We start from the raw sequence: 25,930 nt of genomic DNA, 5'->3' as shown, positions 1-25,930 counted from the left end.
AGACGATCCCGGCCAACGGCTCCCGCCGCCGTCACGCACCCGACGTTCACCCGTTCGGCCCCTGCGTGCTCGTGTCTCACTCGTTTGCCCCTCACGCGCCTGGCTTTCACTCGTCCGGCCCTCACTGCTCGGGTGCCGCCCGCAGCAGTTCGGTGAGCAGGCGTACGGCGCCTCGCTTGTGCAGTGGGTCGTTCCCGTTGCCGCATTTGGGGGACTGGATGCAGGAGGGGCAGCCGGCGTCGCACTCGCAGGAGGCGATGGCCTGGCGGGTGGCCGTGAGCCAGGCGCGGGCCGTGTGGAAGGCGCGCTCGGCGAATCCCGCGCCGCCCGGGTGGCCGTCGTACACGAAGACCGTGGGCAGGAGCGTGTCCGGGTGGAGGGGGACCGAGACGCCGCCGATGTCCCAGCGGTCGCAGGTGGCGAAGAGCGGCAGCATGCCGATCGACGCGTGTTCGGCGGCGTGCAGCGCGCCGCCGAGGATCTCCGGGTTGATCCGGGCCGCGTCCAGCTGGTCCTCGGTGACCGTCCACCAGACGGCACGTGTACGGAGCGTACGAGGAGGGAGGTCGAGTTTCGTCTCGCCGAGCACCTCGCCGGTGATGACACGTCGACGCAGAAAGGAGACGACCTGGTTGGTCACTTCGACGGAGCCGTAGCACAACCGGCCGGCGCCCCAGGGGACTTCGACGTCGGTCTCGAGGACGGCGATGGACGTGGTGTCGCGGGCGACCGTCGAATACGGCGGGCTTGCCTCCTCGACCAGGGCGACGGAGTCCTCCAGGTCCAGCTTGCGCACCAGGTACGTACGGCCCTGGTGCAGATGGACCGCGCCCTCGTGGACGGCGGTGTGCGCGGCGCCCTCGTCCACCGTGCCGAGCAGGCGCCCGGTCCCGGCCTCGACGACCTGCACCGGACTCCCGCCACCCCCGCGAATGTCGGTCAGGTCGACAGCGCGCTCCCGGCGCGTCCAGTGCCAGGCCGTTGCCCGGCGGCGCAGCAGCTTCGCGGCCTCCAGCTGCGGCAGCAGACCGGCGGTGGCGGGTCCGAAGAGCTCCAGGTCGTCGTCCGTGAGCGGGATCTCGGAGGCGGCGGCGCACAGGTGCGGGGCCAGGACGTAGGGGTTGTCGGGGTCGAGGACCGTGGATTCCACCGGTTGGTCGAACAGGGCCTCGGGGTGATGGACGAGGAAGGTGTCCAGTGGGTCGTCGCGGGCGACCAGGATCGCCAGCGCGCCCTCCCCGGAGCGGCCCGCGCGGCCCGCCTGCTGCCATAGGGAGGCGCGGGTGCCCGGGTAGCCGGAGATGACGACGGCGTCGAGGCCGGAGATGTCGACGCCGAGTTCGAGGGCGGTGGTGGCGGCGAGGCCGAGGAGCTCGCCGGAGTGCAGCGCGCTCTCCAGGGCACGGCGTTCCTCGGGGAGGTAGCCGCCGCGATAGGCGGCGACGCGCCGGGCCAGTGAGCGGTCGATCTCGGCCAGGCGTTCCTGGGCGATCACCGCGATCAGTTCGGCGCCACGCCGGGACCGTACGAAGGCGATCGAGCGCATGCCCTGGACGGTGAGGTCGGTCAGCAGGTCGGCCGTCTCGGCGGTGGCGGTACGCCGAACGGGTGCACCTTTCTCGCCGTGAAGTTCGGTGAGCGGGGGCTCCCACAGGGCGAACACAAGTTCCCCTCGTGGGGAGGCGTCGTCGGTTACCTCGACGACCGGGAGGCCCGTCAGGCGGCGTGCCGCGAGCGAGGGCTCGGCGGCGGTCGCGGAGGCCAGCAGGAAGACGGGAGAGGCGCCGTAGCGGGCACAGAGGCGGCGCAGACGGCGCAGCACCTGGGCGACGTGGGAGCCGAAGACGCCGCGGTAGGTGTGGCACTCGTCGATCACGACATAGCGCAGGGAGCGCAGGAAGGAGGACCAGCGGGGGTGGGAGGGCAATATCCCGCGGTGCAGCATGTCGGGGTTGGTCAGGACGTAGTTGGCGTACTGGCGCACCCATTCGCGTTCCTCGAAGGGCGTGTCACCGTCGTACACGGCTGGGCGTACGGCATTGCCCAGTGGTTGTGAAAGTTCCTTCACCGCCCGGCGCTGGTCGGCTGCAAGGGCCTTGGTGGGGGCCAGGTAGAGGGCGGTGGCACCCCGGCCGTTCGGGGCCTCGGAGCCCTCCAGGAGGGCCGTCAGGACCGGGGCGAGGTACGCCAGGGACTTGCCGGAGGCGGTGCCGGTAGCCACGATCACCGACTCGCCGTCCAGGGCGTGCTCGGCGACGCGTACCTGGTGGGCCCAGGGGTGTTCGATGCCCGCCGCCTGCACCGCGGCGATGACCTCCGAACGGATCCGGTCGGGCCAGACGGCATGGCGACCCGCTCGCGGGGGCAAGTGCTCCGTATGAGTGATGCGCGAAGCCCGGCTCGGCCCCGAGGCGAGCCGGTCCAGGACGGTGCTCGGCGAAGGGCGGGAAGCGGTGTCCGCCGAGGATCGATCGGATCGGTGATTCTTGGCCATCGGCATCGAGTGTGTCACTGGCGTGACGGACAATGGGCCCAAGGCGTCGTGCACGCCTGCCGGTAAGTGATTGAATGCCATCGCGGCTGGCGAACCGTCCCGGGGGCTCTGCCGAGGTGTCCCATGGGGCGACCGCTCGATAGCAAGGTGCTGGAGGATCCGTGGACCTGTCCCTGTCGACTCGCAATGTGTCCGGCCCTAATGGCGACCGTACGGTCGTCGAGGTCGGCGGCGAAATCGATGTATATACCGCGCCCAAGCTGCGGGAGCAGCTGGTCGAGCTGGTGAACGACGGCAGCTTCCACCTCGTCGTCGACATGGAGGGCGTGGACTTCCTCGACTCCACCGGTCTCGGCGTGCTGGTGGGCGGCCTGAAGCGCGTCCGGGCCCATGAGGGCTCGCTGCGTCTGGTCTGCAACCAGGAGCGCATTCTGAAGATCTTCCGTATTACTGGTCTCACCAAGGTGTTCCCGATCCACACCTCGGTGGAGGAGGCGGTCAACGCGACCGACTGACCACCGGTCTCCCGGGTCGTGGGCCCGGGCTTCGCAGCAGTGGGGGTCCGGGCCCACGGCCCGGTCCCCTGGTAGCACGCCCGTAGTACAGCACGCCCGTAGTTCGGAGGGGGATGCATGGCCACCGTTGAACTCCGCTTCAGCGCGCTGCCCGAGCACGTCAGGACCGCCCGACTGGTGGCGGCAGCGGTGGCGCGCAGGGCCGGAGTGGACGAGGCCGTCCTCGACGAGGTCAGACTCGCCGTAGGCGAGGCCTGTACTCGTGCCGTCGGGCTGCACCAGAGCAGCGGCATCACGGCGCCGGTGCAGGTGACGCTGATCGAGGAGGAGAAGCAGTTCTCCATCGAGGTCGGTGACGAGGTGCCGGGTTCGGTGCCCGGAGGGGCGGCGTCCGGCGCCGCCTCGCGTGGCTCGGACGCGGAGACCGAGGAGGACGAGATGGGCCTCGCGGTCATCAGCGGCCTCGTCGACGACGTGGAAGTCATCGCCGGAGAGCACGGCGGACTGATCAGGATGAGCTGGCCCACTACGCCGCCGGCCGTGGCTCTTCCCTGACAACCGCCCCTCTTTTTTCTGCCCCGAAGGGCCCTACTCGGTGGGGCCCTTCGGCATGTCCGGGATCTTGCACTCGTCCATATGGTGATCGTGCACGGCGTTTCGTGAATTGATTCACGATCAATTGCGCGATCATTGGATCACGCGTCAACGCTTCTGGGGCATTACTGCATTTGGGTCCATGGACGCCTGTCGATCATTCGCTGAAGAGCAAGTGACGGCTAATTCCGCTTACCGCGCACTGTTTTGATCAGGTTCCGGTACCTAGAATCCGTCCACATCTTGAGCTCAGCCCAAGCGTCAAGGAGGACGAATGGCGGGGCTTTCTACCCCTCATCAGTTTGACCACCCCACAACCTTCGCAGCCGCAGTTCTGACGGACGGCAACCGTCTCATCGTGATGGTCATCGCGGTCGTCGCCTTGGCGGCGCTCGTGGTCGCCGGGATCCTGGTGCGCCAGGTTCTCGCGGCCGGCGAGGGCACCGACAGCATGAAGAAGATCGCGACGGCGATCCAGGAGGGCGCGAATGCCTACCTGGGACGTCAGATGCGCACGCTCGGCGTATTCGCCGTCGTGGTGTTCTTCCTGCTCATGCTGCTGCCCGCGGACGACTGGAATCAGCGCGCCGGACGGTCGATCTTCTTCTTGATCGGCGCGGCGTTCTCGGCGACCACCGGCTACGTCGGTATGTGGCTCGCCGTACGGAGCAATGTCCGCGTGGCCGCCGCGGCACGGGAAGCGACCCCGGCGGAGGGTGAGCCCGAAAGGGATCTCACCGCCGTCTCGCACAAAGCCATGAAGATCGCTTTCCGCACCGGTGGCGTCGTCGGCATGTTCACGGTGGGGCTCGGTCTGCTGGGCGCCTCCTGTGTGGTGCTCGTGTACGCCGCCAACGCGCCGAAGGTTCTGGAGGGCTTCGGTCTCGGCGCGGCACTGATCGCCATGTTCATGCGTGTCGGCGGCGGCATCTTCACCAAGGCCGCCGATGTCGGAGCCGACCTGGTCGGCAAGGTCGAGCAGGGCATTCCGGAGGACGATCCGCGCAATGCCGCGACCATCGCCGACAACGTGGGCGACAACGTCGGCGACTGCGCCGGCATGGCCGCCGACCTCTTCGAGTCGTACGCCGTCACGCTCGTCGCCGCGCTGATCCTCGGCAAGGTGGCGTTCGGCGACGCCGGACTCGCGTTCCCGCTGATCGTGCCCGCGATCGGCGTCCTCACCGCGATGATCGGCATCTTCGCGGTGGCGCCCCGGCGCACCGACCGCAGCGGCATGTCCGCGATCAACCGCGGGTTCTTCATCTCCGCGGTGATCTCGCTCGTGCTGGTCGCCCTGGCCGTCTACATCTACCTTCCGGGAACCTACGGAGAGCTGGACGGTGTCACGGACGCGGCGATCAAGGCCAAGGGCGGTGATCCGAGAATTCTCGCGGTCGTCGCCGTCGCGATCGGCATCGTGCTGGCCGCGCTCATCCAGCAGTTGACCGGCTACTTCACCGAGACCAGCCGCCGTCCCGTCCGGGACATCGGCAAGAGTTCGCTGACCGGCGCGGCCACCGTCATCCTCGCCGGTATCTCCATCGGTCTCGAATCGGCCGTCTACACCGCCCTGTTGATCGGCCTCGGCGTGTACGGGGCGTTCCTGCTGGGCGGTACGTCGATCCTGCTGGCGCTGTTCGCGGTGGCGCTCGCCGGAACGGGCCTGCTCACCACGGTCGGTGTCATCGTCGCGATGGACACCTTCGGCCCCGTCTCCGACAACGCGCAGGGCATCGCCGAGATGTCCGGCGACGTCGAGGGCGCGGGCGCGCAGGTGCTCACCGACCTGGACGCCGTCGGCAACACCACCAAGGCCATCACCAAGGGCATCGCCATCGCCACCGCGGTCCTCGCGGCCTCGGCCCTCTTCGGCTCGTACCGTGACGCGATCACCACGGCCGCGAGCGACGTGGGCGAGAAGGTCTCGGGTCCCGGCGCGCCGCTGAACCTGATGATGGACATCTCGCAGCCCAACAACCTGGTGGGTCTCATCGCGGGCGCCGCGGTCGTCTTCCTCTTCTCGGGGCTGGCGATCAACGCGGTGTCGCGGTCCGCCGGGGCGGTGGTCTACGAGGTGCGGCGGCAGTTCCGCGAACACCCCGGGATCATGGACTACACCGAGAAGCCCGAGTACGGGCGCGTCGTCGACATCTGCACCAAGGACGCGCTGCGCGAACTGGCCACACCAGGGCTGCTCGCGGTGCTCACGCCGATCGCGATCGGTTTCACGCTCGGCGTCGGCGCGCTCGGCTCGTTCCTCGCGGGCGCGATCGGCACCGGCACGCTGATGGCGGTCTTCCTCGCCAACTCCGGTGGCGCGTGGGACAACGCCAAGAAACTGGTCGAGGACGGCCACCACGGCGGCAAGGGCAGTGAGGCCCACGCCGCGACGGTGATCGGTGACACGGTCGGTGACCCCTTCAAGGACACGGCGGGCCCCGCGATCAACCCGCTGCTGAAGGTCATGAACCTGGTGTCGCTGCTGGTCGCTCCGGCGATCGTCAAATTCTCGTACGGCAACGACAAGAGTGTCGGCGTACGGGTGTTCATCGCCATTCTCGCGCTCCTGGTGATCGTGAGTGCCGTGTACATCTCCAAGCGGCGCGGGATCGTCATGGGTGACGAGGAAGACAACGACGAAGGGGTCGCCAAGTCGGCCGATCCGGCGGTGGTTTCCTAGCTCACAGGTTCTGCGCCTGATGGGGTACGGACTTTCGTGCCTGGTCAGGGGATGGGCCAACGGGCGGGTGGACAGCGCGTGTTGACGTGCTGTGCGCCCGCCCTGTGTGCGTTCACACCGCCGCCGTGAGCCTTCTCTCGCTTGGTGCAAATGGCTTCAATGAGTGTCTTAGTGGACATCCGGCATATGGGTGTCGCCCACATGGCGTGTATGTTCCGGGGCCGAGAGCCATGGAAGGGACCAAACCGGTGAACAAGAAGCTCGCGGCCGTACTGTCCGGCGGTGCGGTACTGGTGCTCGCGCTGTCGGGATGTGGCAGCAGCGGCAGCAACGGCAACGACAAGTTGAACTCCTGGGCCAAGCAGGTCTGTGACGCGGTGAAGCCGCAGGCGCAGAAGATCGAGGACGCGAACGCCGCGATCCAGAAGCAGACCTCGGACAACAGCACGCCGGATGCCGTTCAGTCGACCGACGCACAGGCCTTCCAGGACATGTCCGACGCCTACAAGGCGATCGGCACCGCCGTCGACAACGCGGGACCGCCGGACGTCGACGGCGGCCAGACCAAGCAGACCAACGCGGTCAAGGAGCTCAACGGCATCTCCACGTCGTACGCCGCCCTGAAGAACCAGGTCGACAAGCTCGACACCAAGGACCAGGCCAAGTTCGCCGACGGCCTGAAGGGCATCGCGACCCAACTCGCCAAACTGAGCCAGAGCGGGAACGACGCCTTGAGGCAGTTGGAGGAGGGCGACGTGGGCAAGGCGATGGCGCAGCAGGAGAGCTGCAAGTCGGCGTCCTCGTCCGCGGCGACCACGGGCTGAGTCTCCGAGGCCCTCGGCGACGGCCCGGAGCCGAGTCTTCACAGGACCTCTCAGGGCATCGATCGCCCGTTCGACCGAAGGAGAGCCCGGCGCTCGTGTGCGCCGGGCTCTCGGCATGTCCTGTGCGCGGGTGACGGCCGTCGGTGATGCGCTGTCCCCAGGCGACGGTCACAGGTGATGGTTGTCCACAGGTGTGCGTGCCGGTGGGCGATAGCGGACACAATGGGAGGCGTGAGTCACACCAGCCTGTCACCGTTGCCCTCGTCCGATCGTGCCGACATCGCCGCCCGGCTGCGGAGCGCCCTGCTCGACGCCTCCTTCACCGCGGACGGACTCCTCGACCTGCTCGGCGCCCCCGCGTACGCGGCGCTGGCACGCAGCGAGACCGTGCCCGCCCTGCGGGCGACCCGTGGGGACACACCGCTGGAGACGCTCGTACGGCTGTTCCTGCTGCAGCAGCCCGTGCCGCACGCGCGCGTGGCGGACGTGCTGCCCGTCGAGGACGCCCTGGAATGCGGCTGGCTGACCCGGACCGGCGGGGACGAGGTCGCGGCGAGCGTCGACATCCGGCCCTATGGCGGGCCCGGGGGTGAGGACTGGTTCATCGTGTCCGACCTCGGATGCGCCGTCGGCGGCGCGGGCGGCATCGGCAGCCGGGAGGAAGGTGTCGTCCTCGGTGTGGGAGGAGCGTCCACGACGTTGGCCGGCATCACCGTGCGTACCCCCGTCGACTCCGCGCTCGACCTCGGTACGGGCTCCGGAATCCAGGCCCTGCACGTCGCGCAGCACGCCACGCGCGTGACGGCGACCGACCTCAACCCCCGTGCGCTGCACATCGCCGCGCTCACTCTCGCGCTCTCCGGAGCTCCGGCCGCCGACCTGCGCCAGGGCTCCCTCTTCGAGCCGGTCCACGCCGACGAGACGTACGACCTGATCGTCTCGAACCCGCCCTTCGTGATCTCGCCGGGCGCCCGGCTGACGTACCGCGACGGCGGAATGGGCGGGGACGATCTGTGCCGCACGCTCGTTCAGGAGTCGGGGGAACGGCTGAACGAAGGGGGGTACGCCCAGTTCCTGGCCAACTGGCAGCACGTGGAAGGCGAGGACTGGCAGGACCGGCTGCGTTCCTGGGTGCCGCGCGGCTGCGACGCGTGGATCGTGCAGCGGGAGGTTCAGGACGTCACGCAGTACGCGGAGTTGTGGCTGCGCGACGCGGGTGACCACCGTGCCGACCCGGCGGACTACCAGGCGCGGTACGACGCGTGGCTCGACGAGTTCGAGGCACGCAAGGTGAAGGCCATCGGCTTCGGATGGATCACGCTGCGCAGGTCGGCGGCGGCCGAGCCCTCGATCACGGTCGAGGAGTGGCCGCACTCCGTCGAGCAGCCGCTCGGCGAGGCCGTGCGCGAGCACTTCGACCGGGTCGACTATCTGCGGCGGCACGACGACGCGGGTCTGCTCGCCGGTCATTTCAGACTCGTGGCCGAGGTCGTGCAGGAGCAGGTCGGACTGCCCGGCGCCGAGGACCCGGAGCATGTGGTGCTGCGTCAGCACCGCGGAATGCGCCGGGCCACCAAGGTGGACACGGTCGGCGCGGGCTTCGCCGGCGTGTGCGACGGCACGCTGAGCGCGGGGCGGATTCTCGACGCCATCGCCCAACTGGTCGGCGAGGACCAGGTCTTGTTGCGCGACCGGACGCCCGCCCAGATCCGCCTGCTGGTCGAGCAGGGATTCCTGGAGCCGGTCGAGTAGCCGGGTGGTGCCGGGGGCGGGGTGAGGCTGGCTTGGCGTGGCTTGCGCCGGGGTGGGGCGAGGCCGACTGCTCCGCGGGCCCTGCGGAGCCCCGTCTCTGACTGACCCTCCGGCTGTGCGGTCCTGCGGTCCTGCGGTCCCGTGGGCCCGCAGGCCCGATTCCGTCGGGTAGCTCCTCCCGAAGGCGTCACTCGCCAGGAGCGGTTCGAGGCGGGGCGGGCGGGTGTCGCTGTGCCGTGTTCGGGGTGCGGGCGTCCGCCGGGCGAGGTTCCAGCGTTCGATCACGCCGGGGAGATCGGCTCGCTCCGCCACCGCCCTCCGCCGGACACCGGATAGGCATGATCACCGGGAAGGGAATCCGGCCAACATTCGATGGACGGCGAACGCTTCCGGCCATCCCGGTCGCGCAGGCCACTCAGCTCGCCGACTCCGGCGCCGCGCGTCAGCCGGAGCCTGGCTAACCGTGGCTCACCGACACCGACACCGACACTGCACCGCCCCAGTCATCGAACGGCCCCCGCAGCAGCCGGAGCTTTCTCCCCAGCCGCAGCCTCCTTCGCGCCGCAACCTCAGCCGCAACCCCACCCCAACCCCAATCGCCCCTCCTCCGCAAGCGCCAATCGCCATAGCACCGACTTCGTCGCCGTCGGGATCCCCGGCGTCTTCCGCCTCCCGTCCCAGGCTCGCCGCGCGGTGAACCTTCCGGTCCGGCCCCTTCGCTATTGCCGCCGCGGCGCGGGCGGACGGATACGGATATGGAGAGGGAGATCGGCTCGGGCCGTGGGAAAGCGGCTGCGGAAAGCGACGAGAAGGAGCAGATCGGTGGCGGGGAAATCGCCGCGCCGGGCGGTTCGAAGTGGACCGGGGGACCGGGAGCGGAGGCGACGTCGTGGCCCGGCCGGCCGGGCCACGAGGGGACGGGAGCGACGGATTCGCCACAGTCGGCGCGCCGCTCGCCACGCCGATGAGAAGCGGACGGCCGGGTGGAGGACGGTGTCAGATGTGGTGTGGGCGCCCCATGGGACGCCGGTCGCCCGGCGTTCACCGTGGGTTCGTGCAGCCGCTGCCGGGGCGTGTCAGCCTCCCGAGCCTGAGAACCCCAGGCGGAAGGAAAGAGCCATGGAAAGCGGACCGGCGATCTTCGCGGGGGTGGTGTTCGCCCTGTTCGGAGGCGGAATCCTGGCCTGGACGGTGGTGCGGGTGCGGCAGGGGGAACCGGTCGCCCACGGTGTGAACCGCGTCGCATCGGCGACCCTCGCGAGCGTCGCCGGAAGCGGGGCGCTGGCGCTCGGAATGTGGTGCTTCACGCGCGTGTGACACCGCGCGTGAGCACAACGACTTCGGTAACTGGGAAGTTACCCTCCGGATAGGCCCGAAAGAGCTGGTCGACACTCCGGGCGGCAGGAATGGCGGTAGTCGGGTTACCGTTCGAGTGGCCGTTGCGGGCTTTTCCCGTTTGACACGGGGGCGGGATGTACCGTCACACTCCGCAGCGTCAGCATGACCCGACCCCTCGGGAATCAAGCCCCGGGGAGATTCCGCGTCGACCGGAGAGAAGAGCGAAGTTGTCCCCGACCAGCGACACCGCACACGGCGGCCGCCGACTCGTCATCGTCGAGTCGCCTGCCAAGGCGAAGACGATCAAGGGCTATCTCGGCCCCGGCTATGTCGTCGAAGCGAGCGTCGGGCACATCCGTGACCTTCCGAACGGCGCCGCGGAGGTGCCCGAGAAGTACACCGGCGAGGTGCGCCGCCTCGGCGTGGACGTCGAGAACGACTTCCAGCCGATCTATGTGGTCAACGCTGACAAGAAGGCCCAGGTCAAGAAGCTCAAGGACCTGCTGAAGGATTCCGACGAGCTCTTCCTCGCCACCGATGAGGACCGCGAGGGCGAGGCCATCGCGTGGCACCTCCTGGAGGTCCTGAAGCCCAAGGTTCCCGTCCACCGGATGGTCTTCCACGAGATCACCAAGGACGCGATCCGCAGCGCCGTCGCCAACCCGCGCGAGCTGAACCAGCGGATGGTCGACGCCCAGGAGACCCGCCGCATCCTCGACCGCCTCTACGGCTACGAGGTCTCGCCGGTCCTGTGGAAGAAGGTCATGCCGCGGCTGTCGGCGGGCCGCGTCCAGTCCGTGGCCACCCGGCTCGTCGTCGAGCGGGAGCGCGAGCGCATCGCCTTCCGTTCCGCCGAGTACTGGGACCTGACCGGCACCTTCGGCACCGGCCGCACCGGCGACGCCAGTGACCCGTCGAACTTGGTCGCCCGCCTCACCGCGGTCGACGGCAAGCGCGTCGCGCAAGGCCGCGACTTCGACTCGCTGGGCCAGATCAAGGGCGCGAACACGCTCCACCTGGACGAGACGAACGCCCGTGCGCTCGCCGCCGCCCTCCAGGACACGGACTTCGCGGTCCGCTCGGTCGAGTCCAAGCCGTACCGCCGCTCGCCGTACGCGCCGTTCCGTACGACGACGCTGCAGCAGGAGGCCTCGCGCAAGCTCGGCTTCGGCGCGAAGGCGACCATGCAGGTGGCCCAGAAGCTGTACGAGAACGGCTTCATCACCTATATGCGTACGGACTCCACGACCCTGTCGGAGACGGCGATCACGGCCGCCCGCGCCCAGGTCACGCAGCTCTACGGCGCCGACTACCTGCCGGCGCAGCCGCGTACGTACGCCGGGAAGGTCAAGAACGCGCAGGAGGCGCACGAGGCGATCCGCCCCTCGGGCGATCGTTTCCGCACCCCCGCCGAGACGGGACTGACCGGCGACCAGTTCAGGCTCTACGAGCTGATCTGGAAGCGGACCGTCGCGTCCCAGATGAAGGACGCGGTCGGCAACTCCGTCACCGTGAAGATCGCCGGCCGGGCCGCCGACGGCCGTGACGCCGAGTTCAGCGCGTCCGGCAAGACGATCACCTTCCACGGCTTCCTGAAGGCGTACGTCGAGGGCGCGGACGACCCGAACGCCGAGCTCGACGACCGCGAGCGCCGCCTTCCGCAGGTCGGCGAGGGCGACCCGCTGTCCGCCGAGGAGATCACGGTCGACGGCCACGCCACCAAGCCGCCGGCCCGCTACACCGAGGCGTCCCTGGTCAAGGAGCTCGAAGAGCGCGAGATCGGCCGCCCGTCGACGTACGCGTCGATCATCGGCACGATCCTCGACCGCGGTTACGTCTTCAAGAAGGGGACGGCCCTGGTGCCCTCCTTCTTGTCGTTCGCCGTGGTCAACCTCCTGGAGAAGCACTTCGGGCGGCTCGTCGACTACGACTTCACCGCCAAGATGGAGGACGACCTCGACCGCATCGCGCGCGGCGAGGCGCAGGCCGTGCCGTGGCTGCGGCGGTTCTACTTCGGTGAGGGCGAGGCGACCGGCGCCGCCGAGGCCGGCAACGGCGACGGCGACCACCTGGGCGGCCTCAAGGAGCTCGTCACCGACCTGGGCGCCATCGACGCCCGCGAGGTGTCCTCCTTCCCGGTCGGCAACGACATCGTGCTGCGCGTCGGCCGCTACGGCCCGTACGTCGAGCGCGGCGAGAAGGACTCCGAGAACCACCAGCGCGCCGATGTGCCCGAGGATCTGGCACCGGACGAGCTGACGGTCGAACTCGCCGAGGAACTGCTCGCCAAGCCGAGCGGTGACTTCGAGCTCGGCGCCGACCCCGAGACGGGCCGCCAGATCATCGCAAGGGCCGGCCGCTACGGCCCGTACGTCACCGAGGTGCTCCCCGAGGGCACCCCGAAGACGGGCAAGAACGCCGTCAAGCCGCGTACCGCCTCGCTCTTCAAGTCGATGGCGCTCGACACGGTGACCCTGGACGACGCCCTCAAGCTGATGTCCCTGCCGCGCGTCGTCGGCAAGGACGCCGAGGGCGTCGAGATCACCGCGCAGAACGGGCGCTACGGGCCGTATCTGAAGAAGGGCACGGACTCGCGCTCGCTCACCGCCGAGGACCAGCTCTTCACCATCACGCTGGAAGAGGCTCTGGAGATCTACTCCCAGCCCAAGCAGCGGGGCCGCGCGGCCGCCAAGCCGCCGCTGAAGGAGCTCGGCGACGACCCGGTCAGCGGGAAGCCGGTCGTGGTCAAGGACGGCCGTTTCGGGCCGTACGTGACCGATGGCGAGACCAACGCGACGCTGCGTTCGGACGACAGCGTCGAGGAGATCACGCCGGAGCGCGGCTACGAGCTGCTCGCCGAGAAGCGTGCCAAGAGTCCGGCGAAGAAGGCCGCCGCGAAGAAGGCGCCCGCCAAGAAGGCACCGGCCAAGAAGGCGGCCGCCAAGACGACGGCTTCGAAGACGGCTGCGAAGAAGGCGCCCGCCAAGAAGACCGCAGCGAAGAAGACGGCGGCCTCCGAAGGCTGAGTCCTCCCCTTTCGCAGAAGTGGACGCCCCTACACCATTTCGTGTGGGGGCGTCCGTATGTTCGGGCACCCCTTCGGGGAGTCAGTGGGTCCGGATAGGCTGGCAGGATGACGCGATCCGAGCAGCCAACGGCCCAGGACTGGGCCCCCGACGACGCCCTGGTCGCGGATTCACGCGAGCGTGCCGTCCGCGCGCTGTTGCGTCAGCCGCAGTTGAAGCGGTTGTGGAGCGCCCACCTCGTGGGAGGTGTCGCGGACGCGCTGGCCCTTCTGGTCCTGGTCGTCCTAGCCCTCCAGGCGGCGATCTCCGAGGGCTCCTTCGGCGGTGGCGCCCGCGGGGCCGCCCTCGCGGTGGCGGCCGTCTTTGGAGCGCGCGTCCTCGCGACGCTGCTCTTCGGGGCCGTGCTTCTTGGGCCCCTCACATCGCTGACCTCGCCCGACGGCCTCCTCGACCGGCGCTGGACCATGCTCGGAGCCGACGGCCTGCGGGCCGCGCTCCTCATCGTCGCGCCCCTGTTCATCGCCTGGACCCCGGACCACGCGCTCGCCGTCCTGCTGGTCATCGTCTTCGTGTCCGGTGTCGCCGAGCGGTTCTGGACCGTGTGCCGGGAGAGCGCGGCGCCCGCACTGCTGCCCGCGCCCCCGCTGGAGGGCGCCACGGTGCGCCCGCTGCCGGACCACATGGACGCGCTGCGGCGGCTGTCCCTGCGTACGGCCTTCGCGGCGGTGCCGATCGCGGCCGTCACCCTGGTCGTCGTCTCCCTCGTCAGCAACCTGCTGGGCGCCGGGATCGACTGGTTCGACCAGCACCAGGCGGCGCTCGCCTCGTACGTCGCGGCCGGACTCTTCGCGGCCTCCCTCTCGGTGATCACCTTCCTCGAGCTGCCCGACGCCCGCACCCCGCGCGCGCGGTCGCCGCTCGAAGGACTGCGCCGCCCGAAGACGGGCACCGGCATCGACAAGGGCCGCACCGGCGCCATTCCGCTCCTGGTGCCGGCCTGCGCGGCCGTCGCCGGGGCGATCTCGGCCGCCGTCGCCGTCTCGGTGCTGGACGCCATCGACCTGGGCGGCGGACCGGTGCTGTACGGGCTGCTGGTGCTGGCCCTGACCGGCGGGGTCGTCGTCGGGATCCGCACGGCCCCCTCGCTGCTCCCGTCGCTGTCGCGGCGCAGGCTGCTCGCGCTCGCGATCGCCTTCACCGGGGTCGCGCTGCTGGCCGCGGGCCTTGTTCCGGACGTCACCACGGTGCTGCTGATCGTCGCCTTCGCCGGTGTCGGCGCGGGTGTGGCCGCCAACACCGGGCACGCGCTCCTCGACCAGGAGGCCGAGGACTACCGCCGAGCCCGTACGACGGAACACCTCCACGCGGTCGTACGGGTCTTCGTGGCGGTCGGCGCGATCGTGGCGCCGTTGGTGGCCGCCGCGATCGGCCCGCACCGCCTGGAAAGCGGCAAGTTCGTGTTCGCGCACGGAGGCGCCGCCTTCACCCTGATGCTGGTCGGCGCGCTTTTGCTGCCGGTCGCCGCCGTGGTGCTCGCCAAGGCCGACGACCGTTCCGGGGTGCCGCTGCGCAAGGACCTGCTGGACGCCCTGCGCGGCGGTGACGACCCGGCGCAGGTGCCCACGACGAACGGCTTCTTCATCGCTCTGGAGGGCGGCGACGGGGCAGGCAAGTCCACCCAGGCGCAGGCCCTCGCCGACTGGATCCGGAGCAAGGGCCACGAGGTCGTGGTGACCCGCGAGCCGGGCGCCACGCCGGTCGGCAAGCGGTTGCGCTCGATCCTTCTCGACGTGTCGTCCGCGGGTCTCTCGCACCGCGCGGAGGCCCTGCTGTACGCCGCCGACCGCGCGGAGCACGTCGACACGGTGGTGCGGCCCGCGCTGGAGCGCGGCGCCGTCGTCATCTCCGACCGCTACATCGACTCCTCCGTGGCCTACCAGGGCGCGGGCCGTGACCTGTCCCCGACGGAGATCGCCCGGATCAACCGGTGGGCGACGGACGGGCTCGTACCGCATCTGACCGTCCTGCTCGACGTGTCGCCGGAAGCCGCCCGCGAGCGGTTCACCGAGGCGCCCGACCGCCTGGAGTCGGAGCCTGTCGAGTTCCACACGCGCGTGCGGTCCGGCTTCCTGACGCTCGCCGCCGCCGACCCGAGCCGCTACCTGGTCGTCGACGCCGCACAGGAGCCCGAGGCCGTCACCACGGTCGTACGGCACCGGCTCGACGTGATGCTGCCCCTCTCCGAGGCCGAGGTGAAGGCCCAGGAGGAGGCGCGCAGGGCGGCCGAGGAGGAAGCCCGGCGCAAGGCCGAGGAAGAGGCGGCTCGCAAGGCGGAGGAGGAGCGTCTGGAGCGCGAGCGCCAGGCGCAGCTCGCGAAACTGCGCGCCGAGGAGGAGGAGCGCAAGCAGCGCGAACTGGAAGAGGCCCAGCGGCGCGAGGCCGAGCGCCAGGCGGAGGAGGCCCGGCAGCGCGCCGAGGAGGCCCGCCGCCGCGCCGAGGAGGAGCGGGTCCGGCTTCTCGCCGAGGAGGAGATGCGCGCCGCGGAGCAGGAGCGGGTGCGCAGGCAGGCCGAGGAGGAGGCGCGACTGCGCGCCGAGGCCGAGGCGCGCCGTCTGGAGAAGCAGCGCAAGGCCGAGGAGGCGTTGCTGCGCGCGGAGGAGGCCCGGCGGATCGCCGCGGAGGCGGCTGCCGCCTCGGCGGCCGCGGCGGCTTCGGCCGAGGCCGCGGTGTCGAGCACCGGGACGGGTACCGGAGCCGGTCCGAGGGGCGGAGCCCCGACCGGTTCGGGCGCCGGCGCCGGGTCGGGACGCGATGCCGGTGAGGCCTCGACGGCCTCGGCATCTCCGTCCCGGTCGGCTGCTCCGTCGACTGCTCCCTCACCGTCCGCTGCTTCCGCTTCTTCGTCCGCCTCCGTGCCTTCATGGGCCGCGGCGGCTTCCGTACCGGACAACGAGACGACTCTCCCCACGCCGGTCGTCACCAACCCGGCGGCCGACGAGACCGTGGTGCTTCCGCCCGTACGACCGGCTGAGGGCCGCGCGGCTTCGCGCCCGGCGTCCCGCTCCGACGGCGAGGACACGGCCACGCTGCCGAAGCCGCCGGTTCCGGGCGGGGCGGCGGACGAGACGACGGTGCTGCCGCCCGTGTCCCCGGCGCCGGGTGCGGCCGACGAGACGACCGTGCTTCCTCCGGTACGGGACGGGGGTGCGGGGGCCAGGGCCGACGCGTCGGCCGGGGATCCGGCGGACCGGATGCCTCGGGGCTACTTCCGGGACGAGCGGCCGACGGCCCGGCCCGAGGGTCCCGTCGACCGCACGCGGGAACTGCCGCAGGTGGACGAGACGGGCGCCCCGCGCCGCAGGCCCCGCCCTGACTGGGCCGAGGAGACCCCGCTCGACGACCTCCCGACCCTGGCGGACGAACTGCTGGGCCCGCGCGAGGAAGAGGACGACTGGGACGAGGGCCACGGACAGGGACGCGGCGGGCGGCGACGCTAGTCCCCGCCCACGGACTGGCCGGATCGGTCGGGCTGGCCGGGCTGGACTGGTGAGGAGGCGCGGCGGGGCAGAACGTTGCTCCGCCGGCGTCCTGTGCCGGTGTTGTTGGCCAGTGGTCTGTGGCCAGTGCTCAGTGGCCGGTGGTCGACACCAGTAGTCAGAAGCCGGCAGCCGGCAGCCGTGTTCGCTGCCCCGAGTCCGGTGAACTGGCGGGTGGGCCCGATTGTCAGTGGCGACCCGCACAATGGACGACGCGAGACAAAATGCGACGGAAGGGCGGAGCCCATGCCTGTGTGGGACGACCTGGTGGGCCAGGAGAAGGTGAGCGAGCAGCTTGCCGCCGCTGCCCGGGACGCCGACGCCCTTGTCACCGCGGTCGCCGCGAAGGCCCCGCTCCCCGAGGCGTCCAAGATGACGCACGCCTGGCTGTTCACGGGCCCGCCCGGCTCGGGCCGCTCCACGGCGGCACGCGCGTTCGCGGCCGCGTTGCAGTGTGTGAGCCCCGACCGCGCTCTCGGCGGAATCCCCGGCTGCGGGTTCTGCGACGGCTGTCATACGAGCCTGGTCGGGACCCATGCCGATGTGCAGATCGTCCGCACCGACCTGCTCTCCATCGGCGTCAAGGAGACCCGCGACCTGGTCCGCCGAGCCCAGCTGTCCCCCGCCGTCGGCCGTTGGCAGGTCATCGTCCTGGAGGACGCGGACCGTCTCACGGAGGGTGCGGGCAACGTCCTGCTGAAGGCCGTCGAGGAGCCCGCTCCCCGCACGGTCTGGCTGCTCTGCGCACCGTCCATCGAGGACGTGCTGCCCACCATCCGCTCCCGCTGCCGACTGCTCACGCTGCGCACCCCGCCGGTGGAAGCGGTCGCCGACATCCTCGTACGCCGTGACGGCATCGAGCCCGACGTCGCGGCGGCCGCCGCGCGCGCGACACAGGGCCACATCGGGCGCGCCCGCCGCCTCGCCACGGACCCGAGCGCCCGGCAGCGCCGCGCCGCCGTCCTCAAGCTCCCGCTGCGGATCGACGACATCGGCGGCTGCCTCAAGGCGGCCCAGGAGCTGATCGACACGGCTTCGGAGGACGCGAAACAGCTCGCCGAGGAAGTCGACGTCAAGGAGACCGAGGACCTGAAGACGGCACTCGGCGCGGTTCAGGGCGGCCGGATGCCGCGCGGCACGGCGGGCGTCATGAAGGAGCTGGAGGACCGGCAGAAACGCCGAAGAACGCGTACACAGCGCGACAGCCTCGATCTGGCGCTGATCGACCTCACCGGCTTCTACCGCGATGTACTCGCCCTTCAGCTCGGCTCCCGCCTGGCCATCGCCAACGTGGAGGCGGGGGACACACTGGAGCGGCTGGCCCGCGGCAGTTCGCCGGAGTCGACCCTGCGCCGCATCGACGCGATCGCCGCGTGCCGGGAGGCACTCGACCGCAACGTCGCCCCGCTGCTCGCGGTGGAGGCGATGACGATGGCGCTCCGAGCGGGCTGATCCCCGTGGGCGCGCCGGTATTCCAGCCGTCCTGCCCGCACCGACTGCCCTGGCGATACGGCCCGGCGGCGGTGCACGCCGCGTCGGCGGTGTGCGTCCCGCCTGCCGTGTCCGGCGCGGCGGCTGTGCACGGCCCGCCTACGGTGCGGGGCGCGGCGGCGCTGTGTGACCCCGCCAACCGGCCAGGAAACGCGGCCCCGATCATCCGACGGGTGCATGCGGCCCAGGTCATTCGGTGGGCGTCCGGCCCGGCCAGGGGACGACGCGTCCGGTGACGGGTTGACCGAGTCACTCGTACGGGCCGCTTCCGCGACGGAAGGTGATCAATCGATGGCGCAACGTTACGCTCGCGAGATGCACATGAGGCGCACCTCTCGGCCGACCCGACCCCTCCGTGCGAGCGGCGTGCTCCTGGCCGCCGTGGCGCTGCTCATCTCCGCCTGCTCCTCGGGGAGTTCAACGAAGACGGCCGCGACGACCGAGGCGGCGCTCACCGCGCTGCCGCGCGCCACACCGGCGGCGCTGGCGCCGTACTACCAGCAGAAGCTGAACTGGCGCAGCTGCGGTGTCCCCGGCTTCGAGTGCGCCACGATGAAGGCGCCGCTCGACTACGCGAAGCCGGGGGCGGGCGACGTCAGGCTGGCGGTCTCCCGCAAGAAGGCCACGGGACCGGGCAAGCGCCTCGGCTCGCTCCTGGTCAATCCGGGCGGGCCGGGCGGTTCGGCGGTCGGCTATCTCCAGTCGTACGCCGGAATCGGCTATCCGGCCGAGGTCCGCGCCCGCTACGACATGGTCGCGGTCGACCCCAGGGGAGTGGCCCGCAGCGAGCCGGTCGAGTGCCTCAACGGCCGTGCGATGGACGCGTTCACGCAGACGGACACCACCCCGGACGACGGCCGGGAGACGGATCAGCTCGTCGAGGCGTTCAAGAAGTTCGCCGAGGGCTGCGGACAGCACTCGCCCGAGCTGCTTCGGCACGTCTCCACGGTCGAGGCGGCCCGTGACATGGACATCCTGCGGGCCGTGCTGGGTGACCAGAAGCTCAGCTATGTGGGGGCGTCGTACGGCACGTTCCTGGGGGCTACGTACGCGGGCCTCTACCCGGACCGGGTGGGACGGCTGGTCCTGGACGGCGCGCTGGACCCGTCGCTCACCGCGCGCAAGCTGAACGAGGAGCAGACGGCCGGGTTCGAGACGGCGTTCCAGTCCTTCGCGAAGGACTGCGTGCGGCACAGCGACTGCCCGCTCGGCGACGCGGGTACGAGCCCGGATCAGGTGGGCAGGAACCTGAAGGTGTTCTTCCAGCAGCTGGACAAGGAGCCCATTCCGGCGGGCGACCCGGACGGCCGCAAGGTCGGAGAGGCCCTCGCGACGACCGGGGTGATCGCGGCGATGTACGACGAGACGGCCTGGCCGCAGTTGCGCGACGCGCTCACCTCCGCGATGAAGAAGAACGACGGCTCGGGCCTGCTGGCCCTCTCCGACAGTTACTACGAGCGGGACGCCGACGGCCAGTACGCGAACCTGATGTCCGCCAACGCCGCCGTGAACTGTCTCGACCTGCCGGCCGCCTTCTCCGGCCCGGACCAGGTGGAGCGGGCGCTCCCCGCCTTCGAGAAGGCGTCCCCCGTCTTCGGTGAGGGCCTGGCCTGGGCCTCCCTGAACTGCGCGTACTGGCCCGTGCGGAACACCGGCGAACCCCACCGCATCGAGGCGAAGGGCGCGGCCCCGATCCTCGTCGTCGGCACCACCCGCGACCCGGCGACCCCGTACCCCTGGGCCCGGTCCCTCGCCTCCCAGCTCTCCTCCGGGACCCTCCTCACCTACGTGGGCGACGGCCACACCGCCTATGGCCGCGGCAGCACCTGCATCGACTCCACGATCAACCGCTATCTCCTCCAGGGCACCCCTCCCGCGAAGGGAAAGCGCTGCTCATAGCCCTGTTGCGCACCCCTGGAGCGCATGCCCCGAAGCGTGTGCGGAGCACCCTCGGAAACTGTGTAGACTTACCGACGTTGCTGATCGCACCATAGGTGTGGGCAGCGCGCCGCCTTAGCTCAGATGGCCAGAGCAACGCACTCGTAATGCGTAGGTCTCGGGTTCGAATCCCGAAGGCGGCTCTGTGGAAGCCTCAGGACTCACTCGCCGTGACCTGGGGCTTTTGCTTTTTTCGGATGCGGCGACTGTGCTGAGCGCGGGCTGTTGGCCGCGATAGACGGATCCCGGACGTAGCTCCAACTGGCTGCGGTCCAGGTCGAGCGACGGCCCGCAATTCGCCCCGTCCACACCGCACTCGGTCTTCCCGGGCACCGGCCGACCGGCGACGCCTTCCCTCGACGTCATCGGCCTAGTCGGCGATGACGGCAGTGGCGCCGCCCGCCTCGGCTTCTCCGGCTTGTAACGATCAGGGCGGCCGGAACCTCGGCAGGGGCGCCCTGCTGGGACGTCCTCATGTACACGGCAGCGTTCCGCTTATGTCCGGTGTCGTAGGGAACGAGACATGCGCAGCCGACGAAATCCCGCGCTGCGGGGAGCCCCTGTGGGCTCAGGTGCTCAGGTCCTGACCGTCAGATACTGCCAGCCGCCCCACGTGCTCACGTTGGCGGTGTCCTTCGAGCTGTGGACGTATTCCGAGCGCACCCGGAATTTCTGGTTGACCGCGTTGGAGAGGCTCAGCTGCGCCGCCACGGCGCTCTTGGAGTCGAGCGTGAAGCAGCCCGAGGTGCTGAGCGTGTGCCAGGCACCGCTGTAGTACTGCTGGACCTGGAAGTGCACGCACTGGCCGGACTTGTTCGGCGACACGGTCGTGGTCACCGTCGGGCGCGCCGTGTGGTGGTAGACGCGGTAGGTGGTGCCGCTGTACGTGGTGGTCGTGTAGTAGCCGCCCAGGGCCTGCGCGACCTTCGCCTGGCCGCTCACGGTGCGGGTGGCCGTGGCCGGGGCGTAGCGGTAGTCGCCCGCGTAGGACGCGGTGAACGTCGTGTTGCTGACGAGCTTGTACGTGGCCGTCAGGTTGCCCTTGCTGTCCACGGTGCCCGTCTTGACCAGCGTCTTCTTGCCGCCGGCGGGCGTGGCGTAGAGCGAGGCCGTACGGCCGTTGTACGTGGTGCCCAGGTGGGCGGTGACGGTGGCCGTCGCGCCGTACGCGTAGGTCGAGGCGTTGGCGGTCACGGACAGGCTCGTCGTGGCGCGCGAGACCTGGACGGTCGCGGAGGCGGTGGCCGCCAGGTGGTCGGTGTCGCCGGCGTAGCTGATCGTGTAGGCGTTGGCGCCGCCGATGGAGGGGGTGTCCTTGACGGTGATCGTGCCGTCGGTGGCCACGGGGGCCGTCCACGTCACGGGCGTCGTGGTGTGCGCCGCGTCCGTTCGGGTCACGGTGACCGTCTCGCCGCTGTCGTACGGGCCGTCGCCCAGCACGGCGCCGAAGCTCAGCGCGGCGCCGCGCGTGGCGGTCGTGGGGGCCTTCAGCGTGAGGGCCGGGGCGTAGGGAGAGATGGTGGCGCTCACGTCGTTCGAGTACGGCTGGTGCGTGATGTCACCCCCGAACGACAGGCGGTAGGTGAACCATCCGGCTGTCCCCGGGTTGTCGGCGACCGTGAACCGACCGGTGGCCGGGTCGAGCGGGGCCGCGGGGAGCTGGGTCGACTCGTGGGTGTCCTCGTTCGTCCGGGTCACCTGGACGGTGTCGCCATGTGCGAAGGGGCCGCGGGTCAGGTCGGTCATGACCGTGCCGGTGAAGGCCACCTTGTGCGGCGTCGCCGAGCTGAACTCCGGGTACGGGATGGAGGTTCCGACCCTGGAAACCCATACCTTCAGCGAGGTGGTCGCGGGCCGGTGCGTCGCGTCGCCGGCGTAGGACACCTCGTAGGTGTACCCGCCCTCGTCCTGGCGGGTGTCGGTGATGCCGAACGAGCCGTCCGCGCCGACCGTGACGTCGGGCAGATCGGTGCCGTCGCGGGTGACCTTCAGCGTGGCGCCGGCCGGCACGAAGCCGTGGCCGCCCACCGTTCCGTTCACCGTGAACCGCTGGGCGGGGATCGCGTACGGCGACGGGGCGTTCAGGGAGAGCGTGGTGTCCGTGAGCTTGGCGTCGCCGAGGACGTCGAGGGCGTAGGACCCGTTGCCCTGGGTGACGGCGTAGAGCGTGCGGCCGTCGGCGCCCCAGACGAGGCCGTCGGCTGCGACGGTGCCGGCCGGGAAGGCGACGTGGTTCTCGGCGATCTGGTCGGCCGCGTAGAGGTAGGCGCCCGCGCCCGAGCCCGCGATGCTGCCGAGGGCGATCGTGCCGTCGGAGTCGATGGCGACGGAGTCGGGGGAGGAGCTGACACCGCCGGTGTAGTACGCGTAGGGCTTGGCGGTGCTGAGGTCCGCCGTGCTGTACACGTACACGGCGGTCGACTGCGGAACGAGCAGTTTCGTGCCGTCCGGGGTGACCTGGACGGGACCCGTCGCGGCGCCGCCGAGGCCCATGTCGACCTTGAGGGAGGGGGTCCCCGAGGAGACGTCGTAGGTGGCGATGTGGGTCATGGAGGAGTGGGCGTCCTGCGCCGCGTTCACCGCGAGCACCCCGCCGCCCGTGCTGAGGAGGGGTGCGGCCGACCAGTGCGGCATGACGGGCTGCGGGATCGGCGCGGGGTCGGCGGCGGAGGGGTCCAGCGAGCCGACGGTGCCCTTGCCGTCGTCGGCCGTGTAGCTGTACCAGACCTTGCCGCCGGCCTGGGCGACGGAGACCGGAGCGCTGGCGGTGCCGGTGCCGAAGCGGCCGGTCTCGGCGAGCGTGGCCGTGTCGATGGCGGCGATCGCGTCGCCGTCGGTCAGCGCCGCGTACAGCGTCTTGCCGTCGGCGGACAGCGCGAGGCCGTCGGCGCCCTGCTCGCCGTCGATGGTGGTGACGGGGGCGCCGGACAGGTCGGTCACCACGATGCCGGTGGTGCCGGCGCCCTGGCTGAAGAAGAGGTGCTGGTGAGCGCCGTCGACCACCATGTGGGCGTAGTGCGACAGCGGCAGCGCGGCCGCGTTGTCGCCGTCGGCCCAGGCGGCGGGACCGGTGAGGCCGACGGTGGCGGTGGTCAGACCTGCGACGACGGATATCGCCGCCGCGAGCGAGACCTGCTTGAGGCGCATGGGACTCCTGGAAAGCGCGGACAGGCAGCCGTACGACCACGCCTGTCGCTGACAGAACGGCCGACAGGTGGGTGCCGGACACGCATGAGACCGCTGACCTCTCCTTTTGGTTGTACTGCTGCTTCGTGAGGTTCGGGGCTGCGTCGTCAGGCTCGGGGCAAACCGCGGTCGGATGCCAACTGCGGGGCAACTCAACGGTTTGATCATCCCTCCACCCTGATGACACGCCCGACGTCGACAGTCACGCACACCGGCACGCAGCGGTGGACCGACACCGGTCCACGACCGTGGATCGTCGGCGCTGAATGCGCGACAAGGTGCCGGCCACCGGGCAGGACGCGTTCATGAACGCCTTCCACGGCGCTCTGACCCTGAGCGCGATCCTCGGGTTCATCGCCGCGCTCGTCGGCTTCACCCTGCTGAGTACGAAGGACCTGCACGCCGGCGCGCTGTCGATCATTCCGTCGGACGTCGACGAGGACGGCGAGGTGCGGTCCGACGGCTCGCCGGAGGTCGCGGTGGCGCGAGGGCCTGACGCGCCCTCTCCGGAACACCGTCCCGGTGGCCTCTTCCCCCGCGCCACCGGGACGGCTCACCGCTGTCCGGCTCCGTCCCCTCCGGCGGGTGCCGGTCAGTGGCCGCCCGGGTCGTGGGACGAGACCGCGATCGTCTCCTTGCGGAAGTAGGACGGGCGGAACGCGCTGTACAGGAACATCAGGACGGCTCCGACGAGAAGGGCGCCGATGCCGGTGACGAAGACGCCGCCGAGCTGCCAGTGCGGCGGGAACGGCATGGTCCACGAGGTGCTGCCGTAGTCGGCGGCGGCGTACACGAAGCAGGCGTTGATGAAGAAGTAGAGGAGCATGGCCCCGCCCAGGCCCGGCATGATCCCGCGCGTCCAGAGGTCGCGTGGGCTGCGGGTCAGGACCCTGCGGTAGTACCAGACACAGGCGAAGCCGGTGAGACCGTAATAGAAGGCGATCATCAGTCCGACCGAGCCGATGGAGTCGGCCAGGACGTTCTCGCTCACCCGGGTCAGCATCACGTAGAAGGCGATCGAGGCCAGGCCCATGCCCACGGTGGACCAGGTCGGAGTGAGGAACCGGGGGTGGATGCGGGCGAAGCGCTGGGGGATGGCCTTGAAGGCGGCCATCGACAGGGTGGTACGGGCCGTGGGGAGGATGGTCGTCTGGGTGGAGGCCGCCGCAGAGGTCAGCACCATCACGATCAGGAGCTTGGTGGCGACCGTGCCCCAGCCCCCGGTGCCGAAGACCTCGGCGCCGAGACTGGAGAGCACGTCTCCGGAGTTGTCCGGGTTCCCCAGGCCGATGCCCTGCTGGCCCACGCCGGCGAACGCCTGCGCGGAGGTGGTGACCATGAGGTAGACGAGCAGCAGGATGACGGTGGAGATGACGGCGGCGCGCCCCGGGGTGCGGTCGCGGTCGACGGTCTCCTCGTTCACGGACACCGCGGTGTCCCAGCCCCAGTAGATGAACACACCGGCGAGGATGCTCTTGGTCAGGTCGTCGAAGGAGTTGATCTCGAAGGGGTTGAACCACGACCACGAGATCTCCGACGAGACCGCCGGCGCCGTACCGCCGTACACCTTGACCAGGGCGGTGACCGCCAACAGACACAGCACCACGATCTCGATGGTCAGCAGTGCCTTCTGCAGGTTGGCCGAGAGCTCGATGCCGATGTAGCAGATCAGGGTCATCACGGCGATCCACAGGACGCCGACCACGGTGACCCAGAACGTGTTCTGTGCCAGCCCGTCCGCGCCGACGAGCTGGAAGCCGTACGCGCCGGCGATCTGGGCCAGGTTGGCCATCACGATGATGTCGGCCGCGACGATGCCCCAGCCGCCCAGCCAGCCGGTACGGGGGCCGAAGGCCCTGGCCGCCCAGGTGAACGTGGTGCCGCAGTCGGGGTCGGCCCGGTTGAGCTCCTTGTAGCCGTACGCGATCAGGAACATCGGGACGAAGGCCAGCACGATCACGATCGGTGACTGGAAGCCCACGATTCCGACGATGACGCCGAGGGTGGCGGCGAGGCTGTAGGCGGGCGCCGTGGAGGCGAGTCCGATCACCGTGCTGGAGAACAGGCCCAGGGCGCCGCCCTTGAGGCCCTTGTCCGTGGCCCCCGGCCCCAGCGGTGGGAGCGGTGCGGGCGGCGGGACGGATGGTGAGCTCATTGCGCCCTCCGGAACCTGGTGGCGCCCGCCGACGGTGGACCGGGCGCCCGCTGTCCCCGGCTCGGGAGTCTCGGGCACCCCCGGGGGTCACCGAGGGAGTCCGGGGGCACCCGGCCGCTCCCACCAGCATGAACCCGCTCGCCGACAACCGGTAGTCGAGCGGGTTCCACTCCGTGGACCGGCTTTCCCCGCACCGGCGGACTGGTTTTCCCTGCACCGGCCCGAGAGCCCCGCGAGGCCGGTCACCCCCGCGACGCCGGACACCCCTTGGGCGCCCGTCACTCGTCCGGTGCCCGTAACCCGTCCGGTGCCCGTCACCCGTCCGGCGCCTGTCACCCGTCCGGTGCCCGTCACCCCCCCCGGCGCCTGTCACACCTTCGCGCTCCCGCGCGTCAGGA

General features: G+C 70.5%; 14 protein-coding genes and 1 tRNA gene. 12 read left to right on the top strand and 3 right to left on the bottom strand.

The window, feature by feature from the left end:
* Positions 1–121: 121 nt before the first annotated feature.
* Positions 122–2,575, bottom strand: a complete 2,454-nt coding sequence (locus ACIQRL_RS07520) for a DEAD/DEAH box helicase (protein ID WP_401328410.1) — start codon at positions 2,573–2,575, stop codon at positions 122–124.
* A gap of 80 nt (positions 2,576–2,655) precedes the next feature.
* On the opposite strand from ACIQRL_RS07520, the gene bldG reads away from it, so the two are divergent.
* The 11 genes from bldG (at position 2,656) to ACIQRL_RS07465 (ending at position 20,334) form a co-directional block, all read left to right on the top strand.
* Positions 2,656–3,009, top strand: a complete 354-nt coding sequence (gene bldG / locus ACIQRL_RS07515) for an anti-sigma factor antagonist BldG (RefSeq protein ID WP_028799135.1) — start codon at positions 2,656–2,658, stop codon at positions 3,007–3,009.
* A gap of 117 nt (positions 3,010–3,126) precedes the next feature.
* A complete protein-coding gene (locus ACIQRL_RS07510) occupies positions 3,127–3,564 on the top strand; it encodes an ATP-binding protein (RefSeq protein ID WP_401328408.1) in 438 nt (145 codons plus the stop codon).
* Between the two features lie 313 nt (positions 3,565–3,877).
* Entirely contained in the window at positions 3,878–6,286 is a 2,409-nt protein-coding gene (locus ACIQRL_RS07505) for a sodium-translocating pyrophosphatase (protein WP_401328405.1), read from the top strand.
* Between the two features lie 230 nt (positions 6,287–6,516).
* Entirely contained in the window at positions 6,517–7,110 is a 594-nt protein-coding gene (locus tag ACIQRL_RS07500; RefSeq protein WP_401328402.1) for a small secreted protein, read from the top strand.
* Between the two features lie 222 nt (positions 7,111–7,332).
* Positions 7,333–8,862: a methyltransferase gene (locus ACIQRL_RS07495; protein WP_401328400.1), complete on the top strand. Its 1,530-nt coding sequence runs from the start codon at positions 7,333–7,335 to the stop codon at positions 8,860–8,862.
* A gap of 1,119 nt (positions 8,863–9,981) precedes the next feature.
* A complete protein-coding gene (locus tag ACIQRL_RS07490; protein ID WP_401328398.1) occupies positions 9,982–10,179 on the top strand; it encodes a hypothetical protein in 198 nt (65 codons plus the stop codon).
* 248 nt (positions 10,180–10,427) lie between these two features.
* Positions 10,428–13,226 (top strand): type I DNA topoisomerase, encoded by a 2,799-nt coding sequence (topA, locus tag ACIQRL_RS07485; RefSeq protein WP_401328395.1) that lies wholly within the window; start codon positions 10,428–10,430, stop codon positions 13,224–13,226.
* 107 nt (positions 13,227–13,333) lie between these two features.
* Positions 13,334–16,723, top strand: coding sequence for a dTMP kinase (gene tmk / locus ACIQRL_RS07480; protein WP_401328392.1), 3,390 nt, complete (start codon positions 13,334–13,336; stop codon positions 16,721–16,723).
* A 285-nt stretch (positions 16,724–17,008) separates the two neighbouring features.
* The gene (locus ACIQRL_RS07475; RefSeq protein WP_261704718.1) at positions 17,009–18,214 is read left to right on the top strand and encodes a DNA polymerase III subunit delta'; all 1,206 of its coding nucleotides are present in this window, start codon (positions 17,009–17,011) and stop codon (positions 18,212–18,214) included.
* Positions 18,215–18,568: 354 nt separating this feature from the next.
* On the top strand, positions 18,569–20,152 hold the full coding sequence (locus ACIQRL_RS07470) for an alpha/beta hydrolase (protein WP_401328391.1): 1,584 nt from the start codon (positions 18,569–18,571) through the stop codon (positions 20,150–20,152).
* A 108-nt stretch (positions 20,153–20,260) separates the two neighbouring features.
* Positions 20,261–20,334, top strand: a tRNA-Thr gene (locus ACIQRL_RS07465).
* Between the two features lie 433 nt (positions 20,335–20,767).
* Here the strand turns inward: ACIQRL_RS07465 and ACIQRL_RS07460 are convergent.
* Positions 20,768–23,338, bottom strand: coding sequence for a hypothetical protein (locus tag ACIQRL_RS07460; RefSeq protein WP_401328388.1), 2,571 nt, complete (start codon positions 23,336–23,338; stop codon positions 20,768–20,770).
* Between the two features lie 305 nt (positions 23,339–23,643).
* Between ACIQRL_RS07460 and ACIQRL_RS07455 the strand changes: the two genes are divergently transcribed.
* Positions 23,644–24,024, top strand: coding sequence for a hypothetical protein (locus ACIQRL_RS07455; RefSeq protein WP_401328385.1), 381 nt, complete (start codon positions 23,644–23,646; stop codon positions 24,022–24,024).
* Here the strand turns inward: ACIQRL_RS07455 and ACIQRL_RS07450 are convergent.
* Positions 23,970–25,532: an APC family permease gene (locus ACIQRL_RS07450; RefSeq protein ID WP_401328382.1), complete on the bottom strand. Its 1,563-nt coding sequence runs from the start codon at positions 25,530–25,532 to the stop codon at positions 23,970–23,972. The two genes, ACIQRL_RS07455 and ACIQRL_RS07450, sit on opposite strands and share 55 nt — an antisense overlap.
* Between the last annotated feature and the right edge of the window lie 398 nt (positions 25,533–25,930).

This window comes from Streptomyces sp. NPDC091209 (assembly GCF_044757755.1).
Taxonomy (GTDB): domain Bacteria; phylum Actinomycetota; class Actinomycetes; order Streptomycetales; family Streptomycetaceae; genus Streptomyces.
This window is presented reverse-complemented; position numbering and strand designations above follow the sequence as displayed.